Origin of the sequence: Nostoc commune NIES-4072 (assembly GCF_003113895.1) — a bacterium.
Classification (GTDB): Bacteria; Cyanobacteriota; Cyanobacteriia; order Cyanobacteriales; family Nostocaceae; genus Nostoc; species Nostoc commune.
Map to the genome: position 1 here is coordinate 5826601 of NZ_BDUD01000001.1, position 24615 is coordinate 5851215.

General features: G+C 40.3%; 27 protein-coding genes, 1 tRNA gene and 1 pseudogene. 23 read left to right on the forward strand and 6 right to left on the reverse strand.

The window, feature by feature from the left end:
• Positions 1–51: 51 nt before the first annotated feature.
• Positions 52–403: pseudogene (locus tag CDC33_RS25945) on the forward strand (DUF4351 domain-containing protein); the annotation flags it as partial.
• On the opposite strand, the gene CDC33_RS25950 reads toward CDC33_RS25945, so the two are convergent.
• The 3 genes from CDC33_RS25950 to CDC33_RS25960 form a co-directional block, all read right to left on the reverse strand.
• Complete coding sequence (locus tag CDC33_RS25950; protein ID WP_244919347.1) at positions 378–578, reverse strand: PIN domain-containing protein; 201 nt, start codon at positions 576–578, stop codon at positions 378–380. The pseudogene CDC33_RS25945 and the gene CDC33_RS25950 overlap by 26 nt on opposite strands.
• Positions 575–967: a type II toxin-antitoxin system HicB family antitoxin gene (locus tag CDC33_RS25955; protein WP_244919348.1), complete on the reverse strand. Its 393-nt coding sequence runs from the start codon at positions 965–967 to the stop codon at positions 575–577. Before CDC33_RS25955 ends, CDC33_RS25950 begins: the two co-directional genes overlap by 4 nt.
• Positions 968–1236: 269 nt before the next feature.
• A tRNA-Thr gene (locus CDC33_RS25960) sits at positions 1237–1308 on the reverse strand.
• Between the two features lie 244 nt (positions 1309–1552).
• Here CDC33_RS25960 and CDC33_RS25965 point away from each other — a divergent pair.
• The 10 genes from CDC33_RS25965 to CDC33_RS26000 all read left to right on the forward strand — a co-directional run bounded on the left by CDC33_RS25965 (position 1553) and on the right by CDC33_RS26000 (position 10427).
• The gene (locus CDC33_RS25965; protein ID WP_109006873.1) at positions 1553–2380 is read left to right on the forward strand and encodes an IS982 family transposase; all 828 of its coding nucleotides are present in this window, start codon (positions 1553–1555) and stop codon (positions 2378–2380) included.
• Between the two features lie 350 nt (positions 2381–2730).
• Positions 2731–3651 (forward strand): ornithine carbamoyltransferase, encoded by a 921-nt coding sequence (gene argF / locus CDC33_RS25970; RefSeq protein WP_109011364.1) that lies wholly within the window; start codon positions 2731–2733, stop codon positions 3649–3651.
• Positions 3652–3881: 230 nt separating this feature from the next.
• Entirely contained in the window at positions 3882–4487 is a 606-nt protein-coding gene (gene lexA, locus CDC33_RS25975) for a transcriptional repressor LexA (protein WP_104909820.1), read from the forward strand.
• 8 nt (positions 4488–4495) lie between these two features.
• On the forward strand, positions 4496–4792 hold the full coding sequence (locus CDC33_RS40640; protein WP_244919349.1) for a hypothetical protein: 297 nt from the start codon (positions 4496–4498) through the stop codon (positions 4790–4792).
• Positions 4743–6104 (forward strand): DNA phosphorothioation system restriction enzyme, encoded by a 1362-nt coding sequence (locus CDC33_RS25980; RefSeq protein ID WP_244919350.1) that lies wholly within the window; start codon positions 4743–4745, stop codon positions 6102–6104. The genes CDC33_RS40640 and CDC33_RS25980 overlap by 50 nt, the downstream gene beginning before the upstream one ends.
• 283 nt (positions 6105–6387) lie before the next feature.
• Positions 6388–6561, forward strand: a complete 174-nt coding sequence (locus CDC33_RS39095; protein WP_181374132.1) for a hypothetical protein — start codon at positions 6388–6390, stop codon at positions 6559–6561.
• Positions 6558–8630: an AAA family ATPase gene (locus CDC33_RS25985; protein WP_109011366.1), complete on the forward strand. Its 2073-nt coding sequence runs from the start codon at positions 6558–6560 to the stop codon at positions 8628–8630. Before CDC33_RS39095 ends, CDC33_RS25985 begins: the two co-directional genes overlap by 4 nt.
• A gap of 73 nt (positions 8631–8703) precedes the next feature.
• Entirely contained in the window at positions 8704–9273 is a 570-nt protein-coding gene (locus tag CDC33_RS25990; protein WP_109011367.1) for a Uma2 family endonuclease, read from the forward strand.
• 35 nt (positions 9274–9308) lie between these two features.
• On the forward strand, positions 9309–9860 hold the full coding sequence (locus CDC33_RS25995) for a Uma2 family endonuclease (protein ID WP_109011368.1): 552 nt from the start codon (positions 9309–9311) through the stop codon (positions 9858–9860).
• 93 nt (positions 9861–9953) lie between these two features.
• Positions 9954–10427 carry a DNA phosphorothioation-associated protein 4 gene (locus CDC33_RS26000; protein WP_109011369.1) on the forward strand — a complete coding sequence of 158 codons (474 nt, stop codon included), beginning with the start codon at positions 9954–9956 and terminating at the stop codon, positions 10425–10427.
• 12 nt (positions 10428–10439) lie between these two features.
• Here CDC33_RS26000 and CDC33_RS26005 read toward each other — a convergent pair whose 3' ends face one another.
• Complete coding sequence (locus CDC33_RS26005; RefSeq protein ID WP_109011370.1) at positions 10440–11645, reverse strand: DNA sulfur modification protein DndB; 1206 nt, start codon at positions 11643–11645, stop codon at positions 10440–10442.
• Positions 11646–11749: 104 nt separating this feature from the next.
• Positions 11750–13345 carry a DGQHR domain-containing protein gene (locus CDC33_RS26010; RefSeq protein WP_109011371.1) on the reverse strand — a complete coding sequence of 532 codons (1596 nt, stop codon included), beginning with the start codon at positions 13343–13345 and terminating at the stop codon, positions 11750–11752.
• 287 nt (positions 13346–13632) lie between these two features.
• On the opposite strand from CDC33_RS26010, the gene dndC reads away from it, so the two are divergent.
• The 12 genes from dndC to CDC33_RS26065 all read left to right on the forward strand — a co-directional run bounded on the left by dndC (position 13633) and on the right by CDC33_RS26065 (position 24083).
• On the forward strand, positions 13633–15327 hold the full coding sequence (gene dndC / locus CDC33_RS26015; RefSeq protein ID WP_109011372.1) for a DNA phosphorothioation system sulfurtransferase DndC: 1695 nt from the start codon (positions 13633–13635) through the stop codon (positions 15325–15327).
• Positions 15328–15388: 61 nt separating this feature from the next.
• Positions 15389–17374, forward strand: a complete 1986-nt coding sequence (dndD, locus tag CDC33_RS26020; RefSeq protein ID WP_109011373.1) for a DNA sulfur modification protein DndD — start codon at positions 15389–15391, stop codon at positions 17372–17374.
• A gap of 92 nt (positions 17375–17466) precedes the next feature.
• A complete protein-coding gene (locus CDC33_RS26025; RefSeq protein WP_109011374.1) occupies positions 17467–17730 on the forward strand; it encodes a hypothetical protein in 264 nt (87 codons plus the stop codon).
• Entirely contained in the window at positions 17727–17891 is a 165-nt protein-coding gene (locus CDC33_RS41390) for a type II toxin-antitoxin system PemK/MazF family toxin (RefSeq protein ID WP_369694398.1), read from the forward strand. The genes CDC33_RS26025 and CDC33_RS41390 overlap by 4 nt, the downstream gene beginning before the upstream one ends.
• The gene (locus CDC33_RS26030) at positions 17848–18078 is read left to right on the forward strand and encodes a type II toxin-antitoxin system PemK/MazF family toxin (protein ID WP_280524434.1); all 231 of its coding nucleotides are present in this window, start codon (positions 17848–17850) and stop codon (positions 18076–18078) included. Before CDC33_RS41390 ends, CDC33_RS26030 begins: the two co-directional genes overlap by 44 nt.
• 30 nt (positions 18079–18108) lie before the next feature.
• Positions 18109–18495, forward strand: coding sequence for a DNA sulfur modification protein DndE (gene dndE, locus CDC33_RS26035; protein WP_109011375.1), 387 nt, complete (start codon positions 18109–18111; stop codon positions 18493–18495).
• A gap of 51 nt (positions 18496–18546) precedes the next feature.
• Positions 18547–20004, forward strand: coding sequence for a DNA phosphorothioation-associated putative methyltransferase (locus CDC33_RS26040; protein WP_109011376.1), 1458 nt, complete (start codon positions 18547–18549; stop codon positions 20002–20004).
• A 218-nt stretch (positions 20005–20222) separates the two neighbouring features.
• Positions 20223–21737: an AmpG family muropeptide MFS transporter gene (locus tag CDC33_RS26045; protein WP_109011377.1), complete on the forward strand. Its 1515-nt coding sequence runs from the start codon at positions 20223–20225 to the stop codon at positions 21735–21737.
• Positions 21722–22129, forward strand: coding sequence for an ABC transporter permease (locus CDC33_RS26050; protein ID WP_109011378.1), 408 nt, complete (start codon positions 21722–21724; stop codon positions 22127–22129). The genes CDC33_RS26045 and CDC33_RS26050 overlap by 16 nt, the downstream gene beginning before the upstream one ends.
• Before the next feature lie 194 nt (positions 22130–22323).
• Positions 22324–22512 (forward strand): DUF8624 family small hydrophobic protein, encoded by a 189-nt coding sequence (locus CDC33_RS26055; RefSeq protein WP_109011379.1) that lies wholly within the window; start codon positions 22324–22326, stop codon positions 22510–22512.
• 21 nt (positions 22513–22533) lie between these two features.
• Positions 22534–23148 (forward strand): GNAT family N-acetyltransferase, encoded by a 615-nt coding sequence (locus CDC33_RS26060; RefSeq protein WP_244919351.1) that lies wholly within the window; start codon positions 22534–22536, stop codon positions 23146–23148.
• 176 nt (positions 23149–23324) lie between these two features.
• Positions 23325–24083, forward strand: coding sequence for a HEAT repeat domain-containing protein (locus CDC33_RS26065; RefSeq protein WP_109011380.1), 759 nt, complete (start codon positions 23325–23327; stop codon positions 24081–24083).
• 92 nt (positions 24084–24175) lie between these two features.
• Here CDC33_RS26065 and CDC33_RS26070 read toward each other — a convergent pair whose 3' ends face one another.
• Complete coding sequence (locus tag CDC33_RS26070) at positions 24176–24583, reverse strand: phosphomannose isomerase type II C-terminal cupin domain (protein ID WP_109011381.1); 408 nt, start codon at positions 24581–24583, stop codon at positions 24176–24178.
• Positions 24584–24615 lie beyond the last annotated feature (32 nt).

Here is a 24615-nt window from a genome sequence, read left to right on the forward strand (position 1 = left end):
TGTGTAGTTGAAAATATTACTCTTAAAGCCCTAATAAGGGTTTTATTATTTTATCCCAAATTGTGGGTTCTTACCCCAACGGTGTCTGAAACTAGATTGTCTAGCTTTGGAACTATGCAAAAAGAAGGTTGGTTATCAGGAGTATATTTTCTCGCAGATGCCTTGCGGACAGCAATTGTAGCGATACATCAATTACCACAGATACCGGAAACGTTATGGTTGAGGCTTTTGGGTAGGGGAAACTTGCAGTCGCAGGCAATTATCGAGTTGCAAACGATTAAATCATCCATACCAAAAAGCAACCCTGGAATTAGTTTACAACTTGCGCGAAAACTTGAGAGTAAATCAAGAATTAGAAGCAGATGATAGGCAGCTAGTTATGCGATTAGAACCACTTTATCAAAATCTTCAACTTCCCGCGCATCGTTGATTCGTACTACCCAACCATTAAACAATTCCTGAACCGTCACGATGGAAATCGCTACCTCTGCTCCCACCTCTGCAACTTGACGGCTCACTTGTGGATGTCGTTCTAATAACAGCGACACATGATCTGTATCTAACAGCCAAAGGCTCATACAGTGCTATTTATATCTAACTCGCGCTCAGTACGCAGTTCCTGAGACAGATCCGCAAACTCTTCATCTCCCTCAAACATCCCAATAAAATCTGTCCAGGGATTATTTGCCACTTCTAGGGTCAGCACCTCAATATTTGCCAGTCTAGCTTTAATTTGCTCCTGTACGGCTGCGATCACATCTGAACGGTTTTCAGCTTTAGCTGTACAATTAGGTAACTCTGGAACTGATGCGATAAAAAGTCCCGACTGAGCCTGTTCAACCAGAATATGAAGAGACAGCCTATTAAAACTTGTGACGGCTAGAAGATTCATAAGTACTGGTACTAGGTTCTCCTTCCCCATCATAATGCCTGTGTCAGCCGAAATTTTTTCCCTTGATATTTTCATCAGCTCGCGTTTCTTCAATTTTAATAACAGTCTCTGGCAAATCAGCATTTAAAATCCGTTCACTCAAATTTGCTAAAACCGCTTGTCGTAAATTTCACATAAGAGGTTTAAGTTGTGTCATTTGAACTTGAAGATATTCTGGAGGATGGTCGTTCAATTTGTCCTTTCCTTTACTTCCAAAAGCTTTAGGACATGACGCACTCCAGTAGATCACCAATGGGCTGAATTACCGTACACAATCGGCAACTCAAATTCTTATGTATACTTAAAGCCAGCAGCGGGATTTGAACTCGCGACCTTCCGATTACAAGTCGGATGCACTACCACTGTGCTATGCTGGCAATTTTTTTGATTACTCTCAAGTAGCAACCACAATTTATTATTGTACCATAATCCATTTATTTGTCTAGCTGTAATTGCTAAAAATATCTCCCTGTTCCGAAATTAGGCTAGAAGACCAGAGATTTTGGCAATATCGCTGCTTTTGTGTATCTAACCCAAGTTGCTAGTTACTCTTATGGGCGATCGCTTTGGGACAGTAAAGCAATAAAATGCCCTCCAAGAAGAGAAAATTAGGAGGGCTAAATGCTAAACGAAATAATTTCCATATATGCTATCATAGACGACCTGTTAAAGGCGATTGGGCATAATGAAGATTGTCGTCGAGAGATGAATGACGCAGAAATTATTACAACGGCAATAACATCGGCGATGTTCTTTAATGGTAATCATAGTAAGGCTTGTACCTATATGAAAGAACATAAGTTGATATCTAATATGTTAGAAAAGTCACGATTTAACCGGAGATTACACAGTGTCTCAATGTTAATCAACGACTTGTTTCATCAAGTGGGAATGGCACTGAAGGAAATTAGTGATTCCACTGAATATCTTTTAGACTCGTTCCCAGTGCCCATCTGCGATAACATCCGTATCTTTAATGTAAAAATAATACAGTCGGCGCAGTATAGAGGTTACATCGCATCGAAAAAACGATATTTTTACGGGGTTCGAGTTCAGTTATTAACAACCAAAAATGGTATTCCTGTCGAATTTGTGTTTATGCCTGGTAGTGCCAACGATGTACGTGCTTTAAATGCCTTACCCTTGAATCTACCACCTGGTAGTGAAATTTATGGTGATTCAGCTTACACCGACTACACGATTGAGGATGACTTGGAACAAACAAGTCACATTTCTTTAAAAGTCATGAGGAAAAAGAACTCCAAGCGTCAAGACCAGCCTTGGAATCAATATATTAAACAACATACTCGGCATTATATCGAAACTGTGTTTAGTAGTATCACTTGTGTTTTTCCAAAATCAATACATGCAGTCACTTATCAAGGGTTTTTACTTAAGCTACAAGCATTCATTTTTTCTTTTACTCTTCAACAAGCTTTTATTGAATAAGTAATTTATACAACTAATAGGCATTTAAGTAGCTGAATGCTGGCAACAATGGCATCGGCACGTTGGCGCTAGGCACCAACTTTGTTGTACGCGATCGCATGAATTGAGTGATAACAAGTGCATATCAGTCGATAACCAGCAACTTGGGTTATCTAGATGGTTGAGTTGGCGTTGCAATTGTAGTGATTGCGATCGCTGATAAAGTTGGTAAATTAATATTCATACCAAAAGCTAATAACTTAAATCCTGGGCTGAACCCAAAAATATCTGTTCAGTTCTAAAACTGTATTTTCTTGGCACAGCTGAATCAAGGAACAGAAATATATAATTATTTTTTACAGATTACAAGCATGGCAGCATTGCTCGGACGAGATTTATTAAGTCTAGCGGACATCAGTCCTACGGAACTTCAAGAACTCCTGCAATTGGCAACTCAACTTAAATCACAACAGTTGAAGTTGCAATGTAATAAAGTTTTGGGGTTGTTGTTCTCCAAAGCTTCTACTCGCACGCGGGTAAGTTTTACTGTGGCGATGTACCAACTGGGTGGACAGGTTATTGATCTCAACCCTAATGTCACTCAAGTTAGTCGCGGGGAACCTTTGCAGGATACGGCGCGGGTGTTAGAACGATATCTGGATATTTTGGCAATTCGCACTTTTGCACAGCAAGATTTAGAAACTTTTGCTCACTATGCCAAGATTCCGGTAATTAATGCGCTTACCGATGCAGAACATCCTTGTCAGGTATTAGCCGATTTATTGACGATTCAAGAAACCTTTAACAGCCTTGCTGGGTTAACTTTAACCTACGTGGGTGATGGAAATAATATGGCTAATTCTCTGATGTTGGGCTGTGCTTTGGTAGGGATGAATGTCAGAATTGCTACCCCTAGCGGATATGAGCCAGATTCTAAGATTGTAGAACAAGCAAGAGCGATCGCTAACAACAAAACGGAAGTCCTCGTCACTCATGATCCAGAATTAGCAGCTAAGGGTTCTGCTGTACTTTATACTGATGTTTGGGCGAGTATGGGGCAAGAAGCAGAGGCAGACAATCGAATGCCAATTTTCCAGCCTTATCAAATTTCGGAGCAGTTATTGAGCCTTGCACAACCAGAGGCAATTGTTTTACACTGCTTACCAGCCCATCGTGGTGAAGAAATTACCGAAGCTGTTATTGAAGGTTCTCAATCACGAGTTTGGGAACAGGCGGAAAATCGCTTGCACGCTCAAAAAGCTTTGCTTGCGAGTATTTTAGGGGCAGAATGAAAAGAGTTAGGAGACGCGATTGATCGCGTCTGTACAAAAGCTAAGAGTCAGAATAGCGAGTGTGCAGCTGGCTCTTGACTACTTAATTTGTAAAAAATCTAAAATAAATCGGTAAAAGAAAAGATAATTATTTTTCTTTTGCCTTTCATATTTTTACTTTTCTCTTGTTATAGGGAGTTTTTTGTAGTACTAATGTTCTAGAGACATTTATAATTACTTCCCAGAAATTTATGGAACGTTTAACAGAAGCTCAACAAGAACTTTACGAATGGTTGGCAGAATACATCCGATCGCACCAGCATTCGCCTTCAATTCGGCAAATGATGCAAGCGATGAACTTGAAGTCACCAGCACCAATTCAAAGCCGTTTAGAACATTTACGGACTAAAGGATATATAGAATGGACTGAAGGACAAGCGCGAACGATTCGGATTTTGCGTCCTGTGAAGCAAGGTGTACCAATTTTGGGGACGATCGCTGCTGGTGGTTTAATAGAACCGTTTACTGATGCTGTAGATCATTTAGACTTTTCTAATTTCGATTTACCTCCCCAAACTTATGCTTTGCGGGTAGCTGGCGATAGCATGATTGAAGATTTAATTACTGATGGCGATGTGGTATTTCTGCGTCCAGTAGCAGAACCAAATCATTTAAAAAATGGTACTATCGTTGCCGCCAGAGTCGATGGATTTGGTACCACATTAAAACGTTTTTATCGCCAAGGCGATCGCGTTACTCTCAAACCAGCAAATCCTAAGTACAATCCCATTGAAGTCATGGCTCAACAAGTACAGGTGCAAGGTTCTCTCATTGGTGTTTGGCGTGGTTACAACTGAATTGGGGAATGGGGCATGGGGCATGGGGCATGGGGGAGAATAACTCTGAACTCCTCACTCAGCACAACACCCAATGCCTAACACCCAATGCCCAATACCCAATACCCAATGCCCAATGCCCAATGCCCATTTACTTAAAATATGTACCTGACGAAAAATCCAGTGCAGCAACTGCCCACTTTCCGGTTGAAATTACCATTTGCAAGGGAAATTTTGGGCAGTTATTACACGCAACCATTACCAGGATGCCCAAGAATGCCTCCGTCTCTGCAATTGCGGCAATATCAGCGCCAAGCGATCGCTAGCTGGTTTACCAACAATGGCAGAGGGACGCTGAAAATGGCTACTGGTAGTGGTAAAACGATTACCGCACTAGCGATCGCTTGTGAATTGTATCAGCAGATTAATTTACAAGTTTTGGTGGTGGTATGTCCCTACCGCCATCTTGTTACCCAATGGGCGCGAGAATGCGAAAAATTTAATTTGCAACCCATTTTAGCCTTTGAGAATTTACGCACTTGGCAAAGTCAACTTTCTACCCAAATTTATAATCTGCGTTCTGGTTCTCAACGATTTGTCACGGTGATTACTACGAACTCCACTTTAATTGGAGATGGGTTTCAGTCTCAACTCAAATATTTTCCCGCCAAAACTTTAATTATTGGGGATGAGGCGCATAATCTAGGCGCACCCAAGTTAGAGGAAAGTTTACCGCGTAGCGTTGGGTTGAGACTAGCTTTATCTGCCACACCGGAAAGATATTTTGATGATTTTGGTACGCAATCTCTATTTGATTATTTTGGCCCAGTTCTCCAACCAGAGTTTACATTGAGGGATGCGATCGCTCAAGGTGCTTTGGTACATTATCTCTATTATCCGGTGTTGGTAGAGTTAACTGAAGCAGAAAGTATTGCCTATTTAAAGTTAACTAAAAGAATTGGGCGATCGCTACTTTATCGAGATCGAGAAAATGGCGAAGTAGGATTTGAAGACAATGAAGACTTAAAGCCGTTGTTGATGCAAAGAGCAAGATTAATTGGTGCAGCAAAAAATAAATTAACCGCCTTGCATGAATTAATGACAACTCGCCGCGAAACTAGCCACACACTTTTTTATTGTAGTGATGGTTCCCAAGAAGCGGGACAACGTTCATCTCTACGCCAACTTAAAGCTGTTGCTAAAATTCTGGGTGTGGATTTGGGGTATAAGGTAAGTACCTATACCGCTCAAACAACTTTACAAGAAAGGGAAATATTGCGCCATCAATTTGAAAGTGGAGAGTTGCAGGGTTTGGTGGCAATTCGTTGTTTAGATGAAGGTGTTGATATTCCGGCAATTAAAACTGCGGTGATTTTGTCAAGTTCTGGTAATCCCCGCCAGTTTATTCAGCGACGGGGGCGAGTTTTACGTCCTCATCCTGCTAAAGAACGCGCAACAATATTTGACATGATTGTTTTACCGCCAGATTTGGATAGAGAAACGATAGAAGTTGAGCGTAATTTGTTGAAAAAGGAATTACGGCGTTTTGTGGAATTTGCTGATTTGGCTGATAACGCTGGTGAAGCAAGAATGAAGTTACTTGATTTACAAAAGCGATATGGTTTATTAGATATTTGATGAGCAATTGTAAAATTTTTTAAGTTTAGAAAAAAGAAGCATTAAGTATGAAATAATAAAATTATGTTGATCATAATGGGATGTAAGTAATTCTAAAAATTTTACTTACATCCCATTATGATCTAAATCATTAATATGAATAATAGCAGAAAACGATAAAACAATAAAGTGTTTTTTTAAAGAAAATTAGGTTTTTAAAGATAACGCAAACAGTGGCTTTACGGAGGCTATTCTAGCACTAGAGAAAGTTAAAATGTAGAAAAACTATATTTAAAAATCCGATATGTCACAAGAGGCGAATATCGATGATGTTCAAGAGCCAATTACCACCGCACCACTGGAAGTACGGCAAATTATTGAGCGAGTATGGAAGCTGGAAAAAGGCAGGCTAGATAAGAAGATTAACAGCCATATAAATGATAATATTTTAGACATTATTAAGGAAGAGGTGCGATGAAGCTGACTTCAATCAAGCTCTGCAACTTTCGCTCCTTTTATGGTACGACACCAGAGATGATCATCGCTGGTGGAGATGCTCAAAACACGACAATCATTCATGGTAATAATGGTTCTGGTAAAACTAGCTTGCTGAATGCCTTTACGTGGGTATTGTATGATAAATTTAGTGCGGCATTTGCATCGATAGAGCAGTTAGTGAATAAGCGTGCGATCGCAGAAACTCAAAAAGGTCAAGCTGTAGAATGTTGGGTAGAGATTGGCTGGGAACATGAAGGTAAACGCTATCGAGTTAAACGCGCCTGTCGGGGTTATAAAAACGAAGGAGATTTTGACGCTGGCAAAACTCAATTAACTATGTGGGTTGGTGCGGATGATGGCAAATGGAATATACCAACTCAGCAGCCAGACGATATAATTAATCAAATTTTACCCGCTACTTTACATCAATATTTTTTCTTTGACGGCGAGCGAATTGAAGAAATAGTCCGTTCTGATAAAAAAGCTGAAATTGCTGAAGCTACAAAAATCTTCTTGGGTGTGGAAGTAATCAACCGTTCTATTAGACATTTGGGAGATGCTAAAAAAACTCTAGAAAATGAGTTAAAAGCTATTGGTGATTCTGAAACTAAGCAACTATTACGACAGCAAGAAAAGATAGAACGCGAACGTGAACGCATTACCAAACGGCAAATTGAAATTAGAGAAGAGTTAGAATATCAACAAACCTTCAAAAAAGAGACAAGTAACCGTTTGCGAGAACTGAGTGCTGCTAAGGAATTGCAAGAAAGATGGCAGGATTTAGAATTACAGAAAGCAGCAAATCAAGAAGAATATAAAAAAAACAAAGAAGCGCTTAAAAAAGTTATTTCCGCGCGGGGTTATACCGTTTTACTGTCAGAAACTACATCCCAGTTCCGAGAAATTATAAATGATTTGAAGCAGAGAGGCGAGTTAAAATCAGGAATTTCACGAGAATTTGTGAATGATTTACTCAATTCTCAGCGCTGTATTTGTGGCGCAGAATTACACGCAGGTAATCATTCTCATAGTCATGTGAGTACCTGGTTAAATAAAGCCGGTTCTTCGGCGGTGGAAGAAACTGCAATTCGCATGAGCGCACAAGTAGATGAAATTGATAAGCAAGCCATAGGTTTTTGGGAAGAAGTTGATAGAGAACAATCCAGAACTAATCAATTAAGGCAAAGCATATCTCAAATTGAAGGAGACTTAGACAATATTCAAGAACGGTTGCGAAAAGATGCTAATGAAGAAATTAGCAGTTTACAAAAACGCTTAGATGAAATAGAAAGTAAAATTGATGAGTTAAATCGAGAACAGGGTGCAAATCAGCAGCAAATTGCTCAACTCACAACTGAGATTGAAGGTTTGAATAAACAAATTGCAAAGCAAAAGCTGAATGAAGACAAGCAAACTTTAGCACAGCGACGAATTAACGCCACTCAAGATGCAATCGAACGGTTAACAGAAGTTAGAAATCGTCAAGAACAACAATTTCGCCTGCAACTAGAAAAGCGAGTACAAGAAATATTCATGGATATTTCTGTAACTCCATACATTCCTAGAATTAGTGAAAAATATGAACTGACATTAGTAGAAAATACTACAGGTGTGGAAGCTCCAGTTGCAGCATCCACGGGGGAGAATCAAATTCTCAGTTTATCCTTTATTGCCAGCATCATTGACAAAGTAAGGGAATGGAGTGAGAAGCGGAAAATGATGATGATTCCCGATAGTAGCACTTTCCCAATTGTAATGGATTCACCCTTTGGTAGTTTGGATGAGAATTCGCGGCGACACATTGCGAAGACAATTCCCCAATTAGCGAATCAGTTGATAGTTTTAGTTACTAAAACTCAGTGGCGGGGTGAAGTTGAAGCAGAGATGACAGAAAGAATTGGGAAAGAATATGTGCTTACGTATTATTCTTCTAAGCCTGATTGCGAACAAGATTATATTAAGTTGGGTGACGAAAGATATCCTTTAGTGAAACAAAGTCCGAATGAGTTTGAGTATACGGAAATTATCGCAGTTGAACGGAATAGGTAATTACTCACCCAGAGACGCAGAGGCGCAAAGGTTTTTTCTTGGTTACATTTGAGAAAAAGAGAGGAATAAAGTTATGGTTGCGAGTCCAGACAAAAATTATATGTCTCCCCAAAAATATCTGGAATGGGAAGAACGCCAAGAAATTAAATATGAATATATTGATGGTGAAGTTTTCGCCATGACTGGGGGTACTCTTCCTCATACAACTATTGCTTTAAACTTAGCTTCAGCGTTAAAAATTCATCTAAGGGGAAGTGAGTGTCTTCCCTTTATGGCGGATGCGAAAGTAGGTGTATCTGAGAAGGGGCCTTTTCATTATCCTGATGTTGTGGTGAGTTGCGATGAACGGGACAAACAAGCTATTCAATTTCTGCAATATCCTTGTTTAATTGTTGAAGTTCTGTCCCCAAGTACGGAAGCTTACGATAGAGGTACAAAATTTACGCGGTATCGTCGCATTCAGACTTTGCAAGAATACGTCCTCATTGATGCTGAAAAAATTGGTTTAGATTGCTTCCGATTAAATGATAGAGGACTCTGGGAGTTACATCCTTACGAAGCAGAGGATGAGGTTTATTTAACCAGCGTTAATTTCCGCTTTCCGATATCTTTGGTGTATGAAAATGTTCAGTTTCCTATTTAAGTTAGGATTATCCTCGATTCATTATTAGGGATTTTATGAGTATTAAAACTGAAGCAACTATTGAAGATTTGTACCACTTACCTGACAATTGTAAAGCAGAGATTGTCAATGGAAAATTGGTGCTAATGTCTCCAACTGGATTTTTGCCAGGACGTGCAAGTGGTGAAATTTATGCAAGTCTACGGGATTATGAACGTCTGACAAAAAGTGGTTACGCTTTGCCTGATAATGTCGGTTTTATTGTCAATCTCCCTAATCGTCGTTCTTTAAGTCCTGATGCTGCGTTTTATACTGGCAAACCTACAGGTGGGAAGTTTGTTAATGGTGCGCCTATATTTGCTGCTGAGGTAAGAAGCGAAAATGATTACGGTGATAAAGCTGAGAAAGACATGGCTGCTAAACGCCGTGATTATTTTGCATCTGGTACTTTGGTAGTTTGGGATGTAGATGTACTTAAAGAGGAAGTTATTAGAGTATATCGTGCTAGTAATCCTGAAGAACCGGAAGTGTATCGCCGTGGGGAGGTGGCTGAAGCTGAACCCGCAGTACCAGGATGGACTATGTTGGTGGATAATTTGTTTGTTTAGCGATCGCCTACATACTAGTATAAAATAATGCGCTAATAATTACTATCACTTCCAACTTTCGGTTAAAATAGCAACAATGTAGATATTAAAACAATGGCGGAAACTGGCAGAATCAGGGTTGCTAAAGATAAGGCTGAGTTGGTGAAGGATTTAACATCTTCAGATGGTGGAACAGGGCCTTTTAATACTTTTGCTGATGTGATTGTGTTTGCAGCAGCTTTGGGTGCAAAGCATAAAAAACGCGTGCCTTTGGGAGAGATTTCTAAAAGGGAACCATCGCCAATTAGGATAGAGTATTTTGCCTCAATGGGAAATGATATTTTAATAAAATTATTAGCAATTAATGAAACTAAAGATATTAAAACACTATCTCTTAATGAAGAAGAATATGAAAGACAACGTAATCATATATTTGAAGAGTACGCTAATGGTGGATTGGAAATATTACAAAATGAGTTGCGTGGGTCAGTAGATTATGCAGAGCGAATTTTATTATTTCTCAGTTATGAGCGAACTAATACGGAGCAACAAGACGAGGAATTTGATCTCACCAAATTCCTCTCTTGAATTAGGGTATCTTCAATAGGAAGGGTTTTCCATCCATCCTAGTTTATCTTTAAGCGCCTTGACTGCACCACTTACTGCGTTGGCATTAGTGTATAGTTTATAACGCTTATCCGGATTTTTAGGATTAGGATCTATCCTAATTAAATTATTTTCCCAAATTGGATTACTTCTTGTCCAATCTATCTGTGCAAGTTGGGAAACTTTTACATCATCAAAATAATTGCTGTCTTTGTTGTAAGTGAAGTATAGCAATCGACCTAAAACTTCCAGACCAGCACTCACTCCCAGTATACATTCATCTTTAAATTTTCTTAGTTCAGCAATAGTCAAATCAGCTACCTTTGTCTCAGAAATATATTTTGTGTTACTGCATTCAAAGAAAAACTTATTGAGACAACTAGCTAGAGCATTAGATGAAATCTCCACATCATAGTCTTGAAGTTCAGAATCAGGATTCTTTGTAAAAGCACAACTCACAGCCCTTGTTATGTAGTTATTTGTGTAAATAAATTTCTTTTGAATACGTGGAGAATCTTGAATTTTATCTGTTTTGTCGTAAAAAATATTGACTTGTTTTACTAATTTTTTAGTAATACCAACACGACCTTCAACTTCACCAAATGATAATAGCAATGCTTTACCTAACGGTTTAGTTTGAGCCATATCTCCAAAATCTTTTCTACACTGGTCAATATCGTCTTCTAAGACCAGCGTGATAGGAAAATCATTATCACTAATTAAGGAACTTTCCTCACTTTCAATTAACTTTTGAATAGCAGTCTTACGATGTTGTCCATCTGTAATCTCTAATTTAACATCACGAGGAATTACAACTATACAAATACCTCTGCCTAATTCGAGAATTGTTATTTTATCTGCGGGTACATTTGCTGTCAGCGTCCCCAAAATCCAGGGTTTTCCTTTTCGGGCTTGTTCGATAATATAATTTTTGATCTCCTCAGCATGACCTGGGACTTCTGGGCGTTGTTTACCTAATTCAGGATCATCGTCCTTAGCAGGCTTTGCTACTAAAAGTGCTGGAAAGTCCTTAGCTGGTATATTAATTTGTAGCATTTTCCGCTTTCCCTGGCGAAAAATTAGTCCTGGATAGCAGGAATCTCGATAATGGTCTTCAAAGAACGGCGCAACCAAGGTACTAAACTTAGCTTTGATCTCTGGCGAAACACTATTATTACTATCCTGGTTTGTTTGAGCCATATAAATATTTATACCAATTGGCAGATGTTAGCAAATATGATACGCAACCCTTATGGGCTGTAGCATCGGTAAAAACCACACTAAAAAATCCCTACTTAACTTGACTAGTTCAGGATATGTGGAAGTCCTACCGCTTTCGGTTCAACAAACTCGCCATCAAAACTTATAGTTTTATCTTCCACAGTCCTAGCATCCGCCAAAGCTTTACGCAGTTCAGCACGTTCCATCTGTTCCTGAACTCCACCCAGGATATAAACCAATAACTTTGCTGCTAAATCTCTTCCAGCAACCTGCACTCGCTTTTTATTCGGGTCATATAAAACCCCATACCAGAGAGATTGGGGATATTCCATACCACTAAAACCACCTTGCTGGTCAAACTTTCGCAGTTTCTTAAAAATATCTTCTAAAGAAAAACCTTTTTTAAAAACCAAAATTCCCAAAGCTTGCGCTAATGCAACTTGAGCAACTGGACGGAAAAGCATATTTCCTTCACCTCCATCCCTCTCAAAGCTGAAGCGCCGTAAAGCTGGTGTATCCTCGTGTTCTAAAATTTTATAACTAGAAAGACTAGCCAAAGAATCAAATAGCTTTTTAAATTCCTCAATTCCCTGCTCAATTTCTTCATCCTCTGGACGCATGGGAATTAGACCTTTCTCCAAGGGTTTCCAGTGAGGGAACTTTTGAGCCAAATATCGCTCAGACATATCTTGCAGAGCTTGCAAAGTCGTCAAAACTGTAGAATTGGAGGCTACTGTTGCACTATTCCAATTAACGCGGGGATTGCGTTCTTGTCGTTGTTCTAATAGTGGATGTGTAACTGCAATTTTTCTAGCAACGATCGCAAAACCATCATCTTCATTCAACTGTGTTAGCTGACCTTTAGTTAAGGGTGCAGCCATCAGGTTGACATGAACAAAAATCGATCTCACCCTCCGCCTCGCCTCGGTGCGAGTTTCCCCAGCCGCTACCGCACAGATGAACTCAATACCAATTTTTTCCTTGGGTAAATTTTGCAAGTAAGCAAGGTCTACTTGGTACTTTTCTATCAAATCATTGACTGTAATAAAACTGTCATCAGCACCTTTATCCTTTTTATAGCGCTGGAGTTTGCGAGTTTTGATTAACTCCATCAACCCCTGAACCCCCATTAATCGGTGTTGACCATCCAGTGCATAAATAGTTACATTATCCTCAGAAATATTTAGCAGACCTACTTTAGCGTCTTTATCTAGAGGTATAAAATCAGTCGTAGACTTGGTGGCGCGTCCTTCACTATCCCACTCAGCAGCTTTAGGATTATCCGCCCACGGTTGATTAATTACTACTAGCACCGGTGGAAACTTATGGTTGTGTCGAGCCGCTAAATACTGGACTAGCGGCGCTTGACGTGACCAATCAAGGGGACGCTGTTGAATTTCATCAATGCTATCCGCGTCAATCTCGACATTATCAGTCTCAGGATTATACTTTTTTTGAAACAGAGGTAAGCCAGAGGCGAAGTGAACCCGACCTGCAAACCATTCCAAGGTAACAGAGCTAACATAAGCCTCCGTACCACCCATCTCGGTTTTTTGTACGAGAATCTGATCTTTTCTCCCTAAAAACTTCTCCAGGAGTAAAGCTAGTACCTGTTTTTCCTTGTTTTCCCGTTCCAGGTATTCTCTAGCGATGTCAGCAGTTGAGTCAGAGTCTTTCATGTTGTTAATTTTTAAAAACTAGAGAATATAAAGCAGTTTACATTGTCTAAAGTATTAGGTAAGAAGATTTCTTTTTTAAAAATTCTTAAAAAATGCTATTCTAAAAAGCTGATCGTCAAACAACTAATAACTGCAACTTTCAGTTATTGCGGTTATATATAATACAGGTAAAATCTCAAAAAAGTCCGCCTACGCGGGCTTTGTTTGTGTGCCAGTAAATTTCGTTCTGAAGGGCGTTTAGTTGGTCGTTTATATAAAAAAATATTTGTTTAGGTAGGAGGAGAGAAATGGCTACAGCACAACAACCAGAGAATAAAGGTCAGGAGACACGTACTGTAGCAGATTTAGTGGAAGATATCCAAGCTCTCACCACTGAAATTCAAGAGTTGTACTGTTTAGATGAAATACCTTGGGTTGTCGGTTACTCAGGTGGTAAAGATAGCTCATGTGTACTGCAATTGGTTTGGAATGCGATCGCAGCCCTACCACCCGAAAAGCGAACTAAAACAATATACGTTATCACCACAGACACACTGGTAGAAAATCCTATCGTTGCTGCTTGGGTACGTAATTCTTTAAAACAGATGAAATCTGAAGCTCAAGCGCAAGAATTACCATTTGAACCCCATTTGCTACAACCAGATTTTAAAGAAACATTCTGGGTAGGTTTGATTGGTAAAGGTTATCCAGCACCCAGAGGAAAATTTCGTTGGTGTACAGAACGCCTCAAAATTAATCCTTCTAACCGCTTTATCCGTGATGTGATTCGAGCGAGTGGAGAAGCGATTGTTGTGCTGGGTACTCGCAAAGCTGAAAGCACAAAACGTGCTAGCCGAATGAAGAAATTGGAAGCTCAACGAGTCCGCGATCGCCTCAGTCCTAATATGAACTTGCCAAATTCTTTAGTTTATAGCCCTATTGAAGACTGGCAAAATGATGAAGTCTGGATTTATCTCATGCAGTGGGAAAACCCTTGGGGGTACAGCAATAAAGATTTATTCTCCATGTATCGAGGTGCTTCTGCTGATAATGAATGTCCTTTAGTTGTCGATACATCTACCCCTAGTTGTGGTAGCTCTCGTTTTGGTTGCTGGGTTTGCACGCTGGTTAGTCAAGATAAATCGCTTGCAGCGATGATTCAAAATGACGAAGAGAAAGAGTGGATGCAACCTTTACTTGATTTCCGTAAAGAATTGGATGCTGAAGAAACACGTGATAAAAGAGATTTCCGACGTAGAAATGGTGGTGTCCAACTTTATGAACGTAACTTAGAAGATGGGATATCTATTGAACACATTCCTGGCCCGTTTATTAAAGAAGCGCGAGAGGATTGGCTAAGAAAGTTACTTACCGTTGAAAAACAAATTCGTCAAACGGCGCCAGAAAATATGCGCGATATCACCCTAATTACTCTAGAAGAAATGAGCGAAATTCGCCGCATTTGGCTAGAAGAAAGACACGAATTTGATGATAGTTTACCCCGGATTTATCAAGAAGTGACTGGCGAAGAATTTCAAGATCCCCGACCTGGTGCTGACTATAGCCTTTTAGGTCTAGATGAGTGGGCAGTACTAGAAGAAATCTGTGAAGGCGATGTTATGCACTTAGAACTCATGGCAAAGTTATTAGACACAGAATACCAATATCGCAAAAAAGCTCGTCGCACAGGAATATACAACAGTCTAGAAAAATGTTTTGATACGAGTTCGCGTTCCCAAAAAAATGCAATTGATCATGCTCATTTAAAACGCGATTTAAGAGAAGCAATTACTGATGGTGATATTATAAAATTTAAGGAAAAGTTTAAGCAGTTAACTTTGGGAGATGTTGATATAAAAGACGAGGTTAGAGATGAAATTATAGCTATACCAGATGAAGTTAATGTAATCCAAAATGACCAAATATCAACCATATCCCCTACAGAAACTAATGTAACACCTCAAAGTTGGGCAAATATCAAATTTAAAGGTAACAACCATTAATAGTTTCGCAAGCATACACAAAATTCCAAAGTGTATTTTTGCACCAAATATCCAAGTAATTATGATATTTCTTGAACTCGTTCTACAAAACTTTGGCCCCTACAGTGGAAAACAGGTAATTAATCTTAACCCAAAAATTGATGAGGAAAACTCACACCCAATTATCCTCTTAGGTGGGATGAATGGCGGCGGAAAAACTACCCTTATGGATGCCATTCGTCTAGCACTCTATGGCGCTCGTGCCCAATGTTCTACCCGTGGTAATTTAAGTTATAGCGATTTTCTCAATCAATGTGTTAACAACAAAATAGATCCAGTTGCAGACACGCGGATTGAATTACTTTTTGAACATATTGAAAACGATAAACCAATAAAATACCGTGTTGTCCGTAGTTGGACAAAAAACCCTAAAGACGGTAAAGATACATTAGGTATTTTAGGCGACAGTGATACATGGCCTGATGCTTTAGTTAATATTTGGGATGAATATATTGAAAATCTCCTACCATTAGGTATTTCTAATTTATTTCTTTTTGATGGTGAACAGGTTAAAGAACTCGCAGAACAGGAAATACCACCACCAGTTGTAGTAGATGCAATTCGCGGACTTTTAGGACTAGAGTTAGCAGATCGTTTAGCAGTTGATTTAGATATTTTAGTTAATCGTAAACTTAAAGAAGTTGCTAATAGTAATGATTTAGCAAATTTAGAGGAAATTGAAACTAGGTTAACCCAACAGCAAGAAGATTATCAAACAACAGAAGAGAAAGTAGAAACTCTCAAAAATCAGGTAGAAGAGTTAGAACAAAAGCAGCAAGAAGCCTTTGATAAATTTATTTCTGAAGGTGGGAAGATTGCAGCCGAACGCAATCAATTAGAACTACAACAGAATACAAAGACTGCGGAAATCGAACAAGTACGTCAGTCAATGTGTGAATTAGCGGCTGATGTTTTACCTTTGGCATTAATTCCCAATTTGCTTAATCAGGTGCAAGCACAGGGAGAAAAAGAATTTCGCCATCAACAGGTACAAATTTCTAAAGATTTGTTAATTGAGCGAGATCAGCGCTTACTTACTTGGCTAAATGAAGTAGAGATTTCTCCGATACAAGTTGAAAAAATCCAATCATTTTTAATCCAAGATGTGGATAATTTATATGCAAAAACTATCCAGACAGAAGCATCTTGGCTATTAGCTGATGATGAAATTTTAACTCAGCTAGATAATCTTATCTATCACTTACAAAATTCTAAACTTTCTGCAAAAGAGAAATTAGCTATTCTCAAAAAGAAAGAAGAGGAAATTCATACTCTAGAAAGACAAGTGCAAACAGCAGCAGCACCAGAAGATTATACAAAGCTGCGTCAAGCACTAGAAGCGGCGCAAAACCAAGTTGTTGAAGCTAAAGCAAATTATGAAACAATCCGCCGCCGTTTAGCTGATTTAGAAACTATTATTGCCAAGTCTAAGAGGGAATTAAGTGATTATACTGTAGAAAATATTAAGCATAAAAATAGCGAACATATTATTACCTCTGCGACTAAAGTTCAAAACACACTTAAGATTTTTCGTGAAAAGTTAACCCTGCGAAAGCTCAATAAATTAGAGGAAGAAGTTAAAAATTGCTTCCTTTATCTCCTCCATAAATCAGACTTAGTGCATCGCATCACTATTGATACTAAGACTTTTAGCCTTTTGCTTTACGATTTAAATGGTAAACCAGTCCCTAAACATCGTTTATCAGCAGGTGAAAAACAATTACTTGCGATCGCCTTCCTCTGGGGTTTAGCCAAAGTCTCTGGACACCGCCTACCTGTAGCAATCGATACGCCACTAGGTAGACTAGACTCCTCTCACCGCAGTAACTTAGTTGAACGTTACTTTCCATCCGCCAGTCATCAAGTAATTTTGCTTTCCACCGATACTGAGATTGGCAAGAAAGAAATGGAAACACTGCGAGAAAACGAAGCGATCGCCCGCGAATACCTGCTCAAATACGACTCCTCCACCCGCCAAACAACTATCCAACCAGGATATTTTTGGTAGTAGATATTGTTAAAAAATTGGCGGAGCACGATTTTTATAACTCTAGATATTTACAATATATATAACAGCCTTTGGAAAGTAGATAAGCAATTATGAACTCACCACATTTACTAAAAATAGAGCGTGACCTACGTGCTTTGTCATTAGAAGAACTAGAATGGGTTTTAGAACTTATCACAAGACAAGTGCAAGAAAAGAAGCAAATATCAGATAGCTTTACTGATGTTAAATATATGAATGAACAACTAGCTGCAATGGCTAGTGATTTAGATATACAGGCAGAAATTGCCTCTATAAATAATGAATTTGGTGTTACAGAAATGGATGGGTTAAAAAAGGGTTTAACAAAGTGGTGAGCATTGAGAGAGGACAAATTTATTTTATAAATCTTAATCCAGTGCGTGGGCGAGAACAAGCAGGAACACGACCAGTTTTAGTGTTATCTATCTATAGACGCTATCAACCAATTACCTTTGGTTGTAACTGTAGTTGTAGGTACGAAAGGAACAAATATTAGGCACGATTATCCAAATAATATACGAGTATCTCCAAGTGACAGTGGATTGCGACTAGAAACAGTGTTTTTATGTTTTCAAATTCGTTCTTTAGATCCAAATCGCTTTCCTGCTGATCCATCTGGCAAGATTTCTGACTCCAAGATGCTTGAAGTTGAAACTGCGGTTCGCTACTGTTTGGGTTTATGAACGAAAATTACCTCAATTTTTAGGAAGATAATGGAATCACCTATTGAAAGAATAAAACTCTCTCAAACAGCCAAAGACCAACTTACCAAACTTAAGCGCAGCACCAAAATCGACCAATGGAATATTCTATGCCGTTGGGCGTTTTGTCGTTCCCTCGCAGAATCAACCGCACCCTCCCCCGTCCCAATTCCCCAAGATAGCAATGTCGAAATGACTTGGCGCGTCTTTGGCGGCGAAATGTCTGACATACTCCTCCTCGCCCTCAAGCAACGCTGTCACAATGACGGTTATCCCACCGACAAAGAAACCCTCGCCACCCAATTCCGCTTACATTTGCATCGCGGTATTGGCTATTTAGCAGGCGATCCAAATATCAAGAAAATTGAAGATTTAATTGAACTAGCGGTTAAAAATTGAAAGGATATTAGTTGACTGTTAACTGTTCACTGTTAACTGACAATTAATATTATGCCTGAAACGCTAGAAATCGAGCGTCATAGAGCTGCGATCGCTCGCACTGACATATCTCGCCCCGTGCGATTAGCAATAGAATGGGCAATCTTAAATCAAGACACCACTTTTTTTGACTACGGTTGCGGCTATGGTGGTGATGTCCAACGAGTTAAAAACTTAGGCTACACCAGTGCAGGCTGGGACCCTTACTACTATCCCGATGTCCCACGCACCCCCGCCGATGTGGTCAACTTGGGCTATGTCCTCAACGTTATTGAAGACGCAGAGGAACGCCGTCAAAGCCTTCGCCAAGCCTGGAAACTCACAGGGAAAGTTTTAATTGTCGCAGCTCAAATACTGATTAACGCTCCCAGCAAAACCCAACTTGCTTACAATGATGGCATTGTGACGCGCCGCAATACTTTTCAGAAATATTACGAACAAGAAGAACTCAAAACTTATATTGATGAAGTCTTAAATGTAGATGCAGTACCGATCGCACTAGGCGTTTACTTTGTTTTTCGAGATGAAGCTGAAAAAGAAAGTTACAAAGCTATCCGCTTCTTTTCTAGCACTTCTACACCGCGAGTCCGCATCCCCACAAAGCGGTTTGAAGACTATCAAGAACAGCTACAACCACTCATGACTTTCTTTACCAAGCGCGGTAGACTACCTGTGAAAGGCGAATTGGAAAATGAACAAGAATTACTAAGCGAATTTGGTAACTTTCGCCGCGCCTTCGGTGTAGTTTTGCAAGCTACTGATGAGGCTGAATGGGATGCGATCGCTTACCGTCGTTCTCTAGATATCCAAGTTTATCTTGCCCTCACCCACTTTGATAAACGCCCTGCATGGCAGAAACTAGCACCAGAAATACGTCACGATATCAAAGCCTTTTTTAGTAGCTATGAAGAAGCTTGTCAAGTCGCCGACCAAAAGCTTTTCAGCTTGGGTAAACCTGGGGTGATTCAAACTGCGTGCGAAAAAAGCAAAATTGGTAAACATACGCGCGGTGCGCTTTACGTCCATGTTTCCGCACTTGCTGCACTTGATCCCGTACTACGAATTTGTGAAGGTTGCGCTAGCCGTACCATTGGGCGTGTCGATGAAGCTACATTAATCAAATATCACACTGATAAACCGCAAATATCCTATCTGTCTTATCCCGAATTCGACACTGATCCTCATCCCGCGTTAAAAGCCAGCATCGGTATTGATTTAAAAACCCTATTTGTCACTCATCGAGATTATGAAACTAGGGCAAATCCGCCAATTTTGCACCGTAAGGAAACATTTGTTACCAGCAACTACCCACGCTACGAAGAATTTGCTAAACTCACCCAACAAGAACAGGAATTAGGGCTGCTTAACCAAAAAAGCGACATTGGTACGCGTGAAGGTTGGGAAAAATGCCTCGCTGCACACAGAGTAGAAATCAGAGGGCATCAGGTTTGTCCAATTCAGGACAGTTAAAAAAGCTAAGACTTTCCAAGCATTCTTGATGAGCATATCAGCCAAGAAGATTTGGTGCAAACTGGCGTATATGCATGAGATGGTATAGCAGGTGTGGCAAGATAACTGCAATTGGCTAATACCAATTTATAATTCCTGCATTTGCATGATAGGCGCTTGCTGCGTCCGATAGCATTCTTAAGTGAAATTAATCAAAGGTGTTAAGGAATGTTTAAACAATGAGAGAAATGCAAGCACTGCGACAAGCTGTCCAAAGTCGTAAGATGGGTGCTTTGTTATTGCTAGGTTTTGCATCTGGGTTGCCGTTGTTTTTAACTAGTAGAACGTTGCAGTTGTGGATGCAAGATGCCAAGGTTGATATAGGGAAAATTACTTTATTTGGTCTGCTGGCTTTACCTTATTCCCTAAAATTCTTATGGTCTCCTTTATTAGATAGATTTATACCGCCAGTTTTGGGAGGAAGACGGGGTTGGCTAGTAATCACGCAACTCGGATTAGCATTAGCGATCGCACTTCTAGCATTACAACAGCCTGCCCAAAATGATCAAGTACTACAAGTACTGGCAATCAACTGTTTGATCATCACTTTTTTAAGTTCCACCCAAGACATTGCCGGTGATGCCTACCGCACGGACATTTTAAACCCCATAGAAGCCAAAACAGGTGCATCAGTTTGGGTTCTAGGCTATCGTTTAGCCCTGTTTATTACTAGTTCCTTAGCTTTGGTTTTAGCAGATCATATCCCTTGGAATGGTGTTTACTTACTAATGGCAGCTTTAATGGCAGGGAGTATAGTGACAACTTTATGGGCACCAGCAGAACCAAAGATCAGCGACAACAAACAAAAAGCTGCGCCCCTATCTTTCAAAGATGTCATTTTTCTGCTATTTATAACTGTGTTAGTAGTTGGATTAATCGGAGGTGTATTTGTCGGCTTTATCTCTCTACCTGTATTTTATTGGCTATTAGCAACTTTGATATTAGCCTGGATAGTCACGTCTTTGTTACTACCGACAGAGTTATTAGGTGAGGTAAGAGAAGATAGTCCGCCCCAAAATTTACAAGAAGCAATTTTCCTACCATTCAAGGAATTCTTTCACCGATTTGGGCTTCCTCAAGCTAGCGTCATCCTAGTTTTTATTGTCCTATATAAGCTAGGTGATTCTTTGGTGGGAATCACAGCGAATTTATTTTTGCGGGAAATCAGTTTTACTAAAACAGAGATTGGGACAATTCAAGCTGGAATGGGTTTTCTAGCGACGACTGTCGGTGTATTAGTCGGTGGCGTCATTATGACTAGAATTAACCTTAATCGCAGTCTATGGATATTTGGGATACTGCAATTATTGAGTAACTTGGGTTATTATGCGTTAGCGGTTGCTGGCAAAGATTATTCGCTTTTAGTGTTGGCAGTGAACATTGAAAACTTCAGTGCTGGATTAGTCACAGTTGCTACAGTTGCATTTTTAATGAACCTTTGTAACCACCGCTTTACAACTACTCAGTTTGCTTTATTCTCTAGCTTAATGGCTATTAGTAGAGATGTTCTTTCAGCTCCTGCCGGAGATTGGGCTAAGGCTACAGGCTGGCCCTCATTTTTCTTGCTAACCATAGTAGTGGCCCTACCTGGATTGCTACTTTTACCGTTAGTTGCCCCCTGGAACCCTCAGCCAGTGGCAGTATCCAGACCAGGACTTGAGGACGAAGAAGAGGATATATGGGGAATCAAGTAGTTATTGCTGTCGGCACATTTATTCTCTTACTCACTGGTTTATTACTTGGCTATGTTCTCTCACAGTTAGTTCTAGGATTTCTAGCATTTAACCTCCTAACTTTTTTCGGAACACTCAGCCTAATTTTAATTTTTGGTACACTTTATTACGTTTTATTTTGGCAGTTGCGGAGAGATCAGTCTCGGCCATCAACTATAAATGAAGGGATACGAAACCAGGTAGACGATGGTGTATCTGATAGCTATCTCAAAAACAGGCTAATCGCTAAATTATCCGGTGATACTGCTGCTGCCGAACGGTTAATTGAACAAGCAAAAGAAACTTATCCTGGGATGCCGGAGAATTGGTATTGTGAGAGAGTCCTTGATGACTTAGAGCGCGATCGCCAATAGTGGAAGCAGGGAGTGGAGTGGGGGAGATGAGGGAGATGAGGGAGCAGGGGGAGCAGGAGAAGAATAACAATGCCCTATTCCCCATTCCCTATTCCCCATTTCCATGCACAGAAAATTGCTAAAATAAATCAAGAATACTTCACAAATCTTCAGCTAGGTTCTCATAAAAGTTCCTAGCTTCTTGCAATTAAAATATGGCTATTTTTCGTCAATACATCGCCCCACTGCTTGCAGTATTAGTATTTTTATTTGCCCTAGTGGCAGTCAGCGCCCGGATATTTTTACCCTCCGATATGGCAGCACCCGCACCAATTGAACAGGTGGGGGTAAGTTCTCAACCTACTCCAACTGATTTTCCACCAGCACCACATAACGCGAGCTAGCTAAGTCAATAAACATCAGAAGTGTCTGAGCAACTACTACTGGGGTATATTATTCGCCGTGGTTCTACTTTGGATCGGGCGCTGCTGCTTAAATTCATACAGCGAACTTACGAGGATCTCTTTCCCAATGAGGATTTTTCTCACCTAGAGCAAACAGTTAAGCAATACTTTTCTAGTGATACGCCCTTGTGGTGGGTAGAGGAGGAGGGGAAGCAGGGAGCAGGAAGCAGGGAGCAGGGGGAGATGGGGGAGATGGGGGAGATGAGGGAGATGGGGGAGATGAGGGAGATGAGGGAGACAAGAAGAATAAGCAATGCCCCATGCCCCATTCCCAATGCCCAATTCCCAATGCCTAATTCCCCCATAGCCTGCCTCTGGGTGGGCAATTCTATAGATCAAGTGCAGGGAAACCGTCATGCTCATATCTTTATTCTCTACGTTGTACCAGAACATCGGCGACGGGGTATTGGTAGAGCGTTGATGCGATATGTGGAAAATTGGGCTATTCAAAGAGGCGATCGCCAGATTGGATTGCAAGTTTTTCAATCAAACAAACCAGCATTAAATCTTTACAATCAGTTAGGTTATCAAACCCAATCCCTCTGGATGGTAAAATTCCTGAGTGCAGAAAAATAAATTATAGGATAGCAGTAACATCATACTTAAGCGTCGAAGTTATGGCGTTTCTCGTTTGGATAAAACTCAACGAGGAGAAAGGAAAGTGTATAATTACGCAACTCATACTTATAAAGCTTTAACTTATTGACGCGGGGGATTATGTGTTAATCCCGAAAAGGGATTTAAATGAAATTATGTATGACGAAGACGATCTCAGCCTACTCGATATTGAGGAGGAGCTAGAAAGCCCCCTAGATAAAATAGAGCCGCTAACTGACGAATCAGTGGTGGCAAAACCTGATCCAGAAATGATGCTAGCCTTGCTGGAAAATCCCCAGCCACAGCAAAGAATGTTAGCGGCGCGTGCTTTTTGTGATATAGAAGATGCGCGTGCTACCCCCCATCTGATTCGCCTGTTAAGTGATACCTGTCCCTTAGTGCGCGTGAGTGCAGCTTATGCACTTGGACGCAATCCTAGTTCAGAAGCAGTGAGTCCGTTAATTGCTCAACTAAACAGTGATTGGAATGGCTATGTGCGTAAAGGTGTTGTTTGGGCTTTAGGAAACTGTCGCGATCGCCGTTGTTTACCGCCCCTAGCAGATGCCCTCAGAACTGACATTTCCGCAGTGCGTTTGTGGGCTGCTAGCGCCTTAGCACAAATGGCAGATGTGGGTTATGAAGCGGTTATAGGGGCAATACCACCATTAATTGAAGCCTTAGTCAAAGATCCTGTGGAAGCAGTGCGAAGTAACAGTGCATGGGCAATTGGTCAACTGTGCCGCGAACTGCCTTCTAATGTAGTTTATGCCACAGCGATCGACGCTTTAATTCAAGCCTTTGCCGAAGACCAAGATTTAGGAGTTAGGGCAGACGCTAAAGCCTCACTGTTAGGAGTGGGTGATCCCCGTGGTTTACAGCTGATTGAAACCCTAGAACAAGAAGGATGGTTTTGATTTAGGCATAGGGCATTGGGCATTGGGCATTGGGCATTATTGTTATTCTTCTCCTGCTCCCCCTGCTCCCTTATCCCCCTCATCCCTAGACCTTACTGACCTTCAGCTACAGGTTTGACCAAATTTAAATCATAGGGGCGTTCCGTATCATCTTCGCCCAAATATTCACCATTTTGAATTTCCAGAATAATTAGTGGAATCTGCCCAGGATTTTCTACCTTATGTAGGGTTGCTGCGGGAACATAAGTTGATTCGTTTCGATTCAGTAAAATTTCTTTTTCTCCACAAGTCACCTTTGCTACACCAGAGACTACAACCCAATGTTCATTGCGATGATAATGAATTTGTGGTTTAATTCCGTGCCTGGGCTTAATTTCAAGACGACTAATTCTATAGCTTTCTCCCTCCTCAATTACCTGTACTTCACCCCAGTATCGTGTACCTGAATGTGGAGACAATTCGTTGATATTTGACTGAGTATTATTTTCATTGGGAGTCATAATTAATTTCTCAACCAGATAAGTATTAGTAT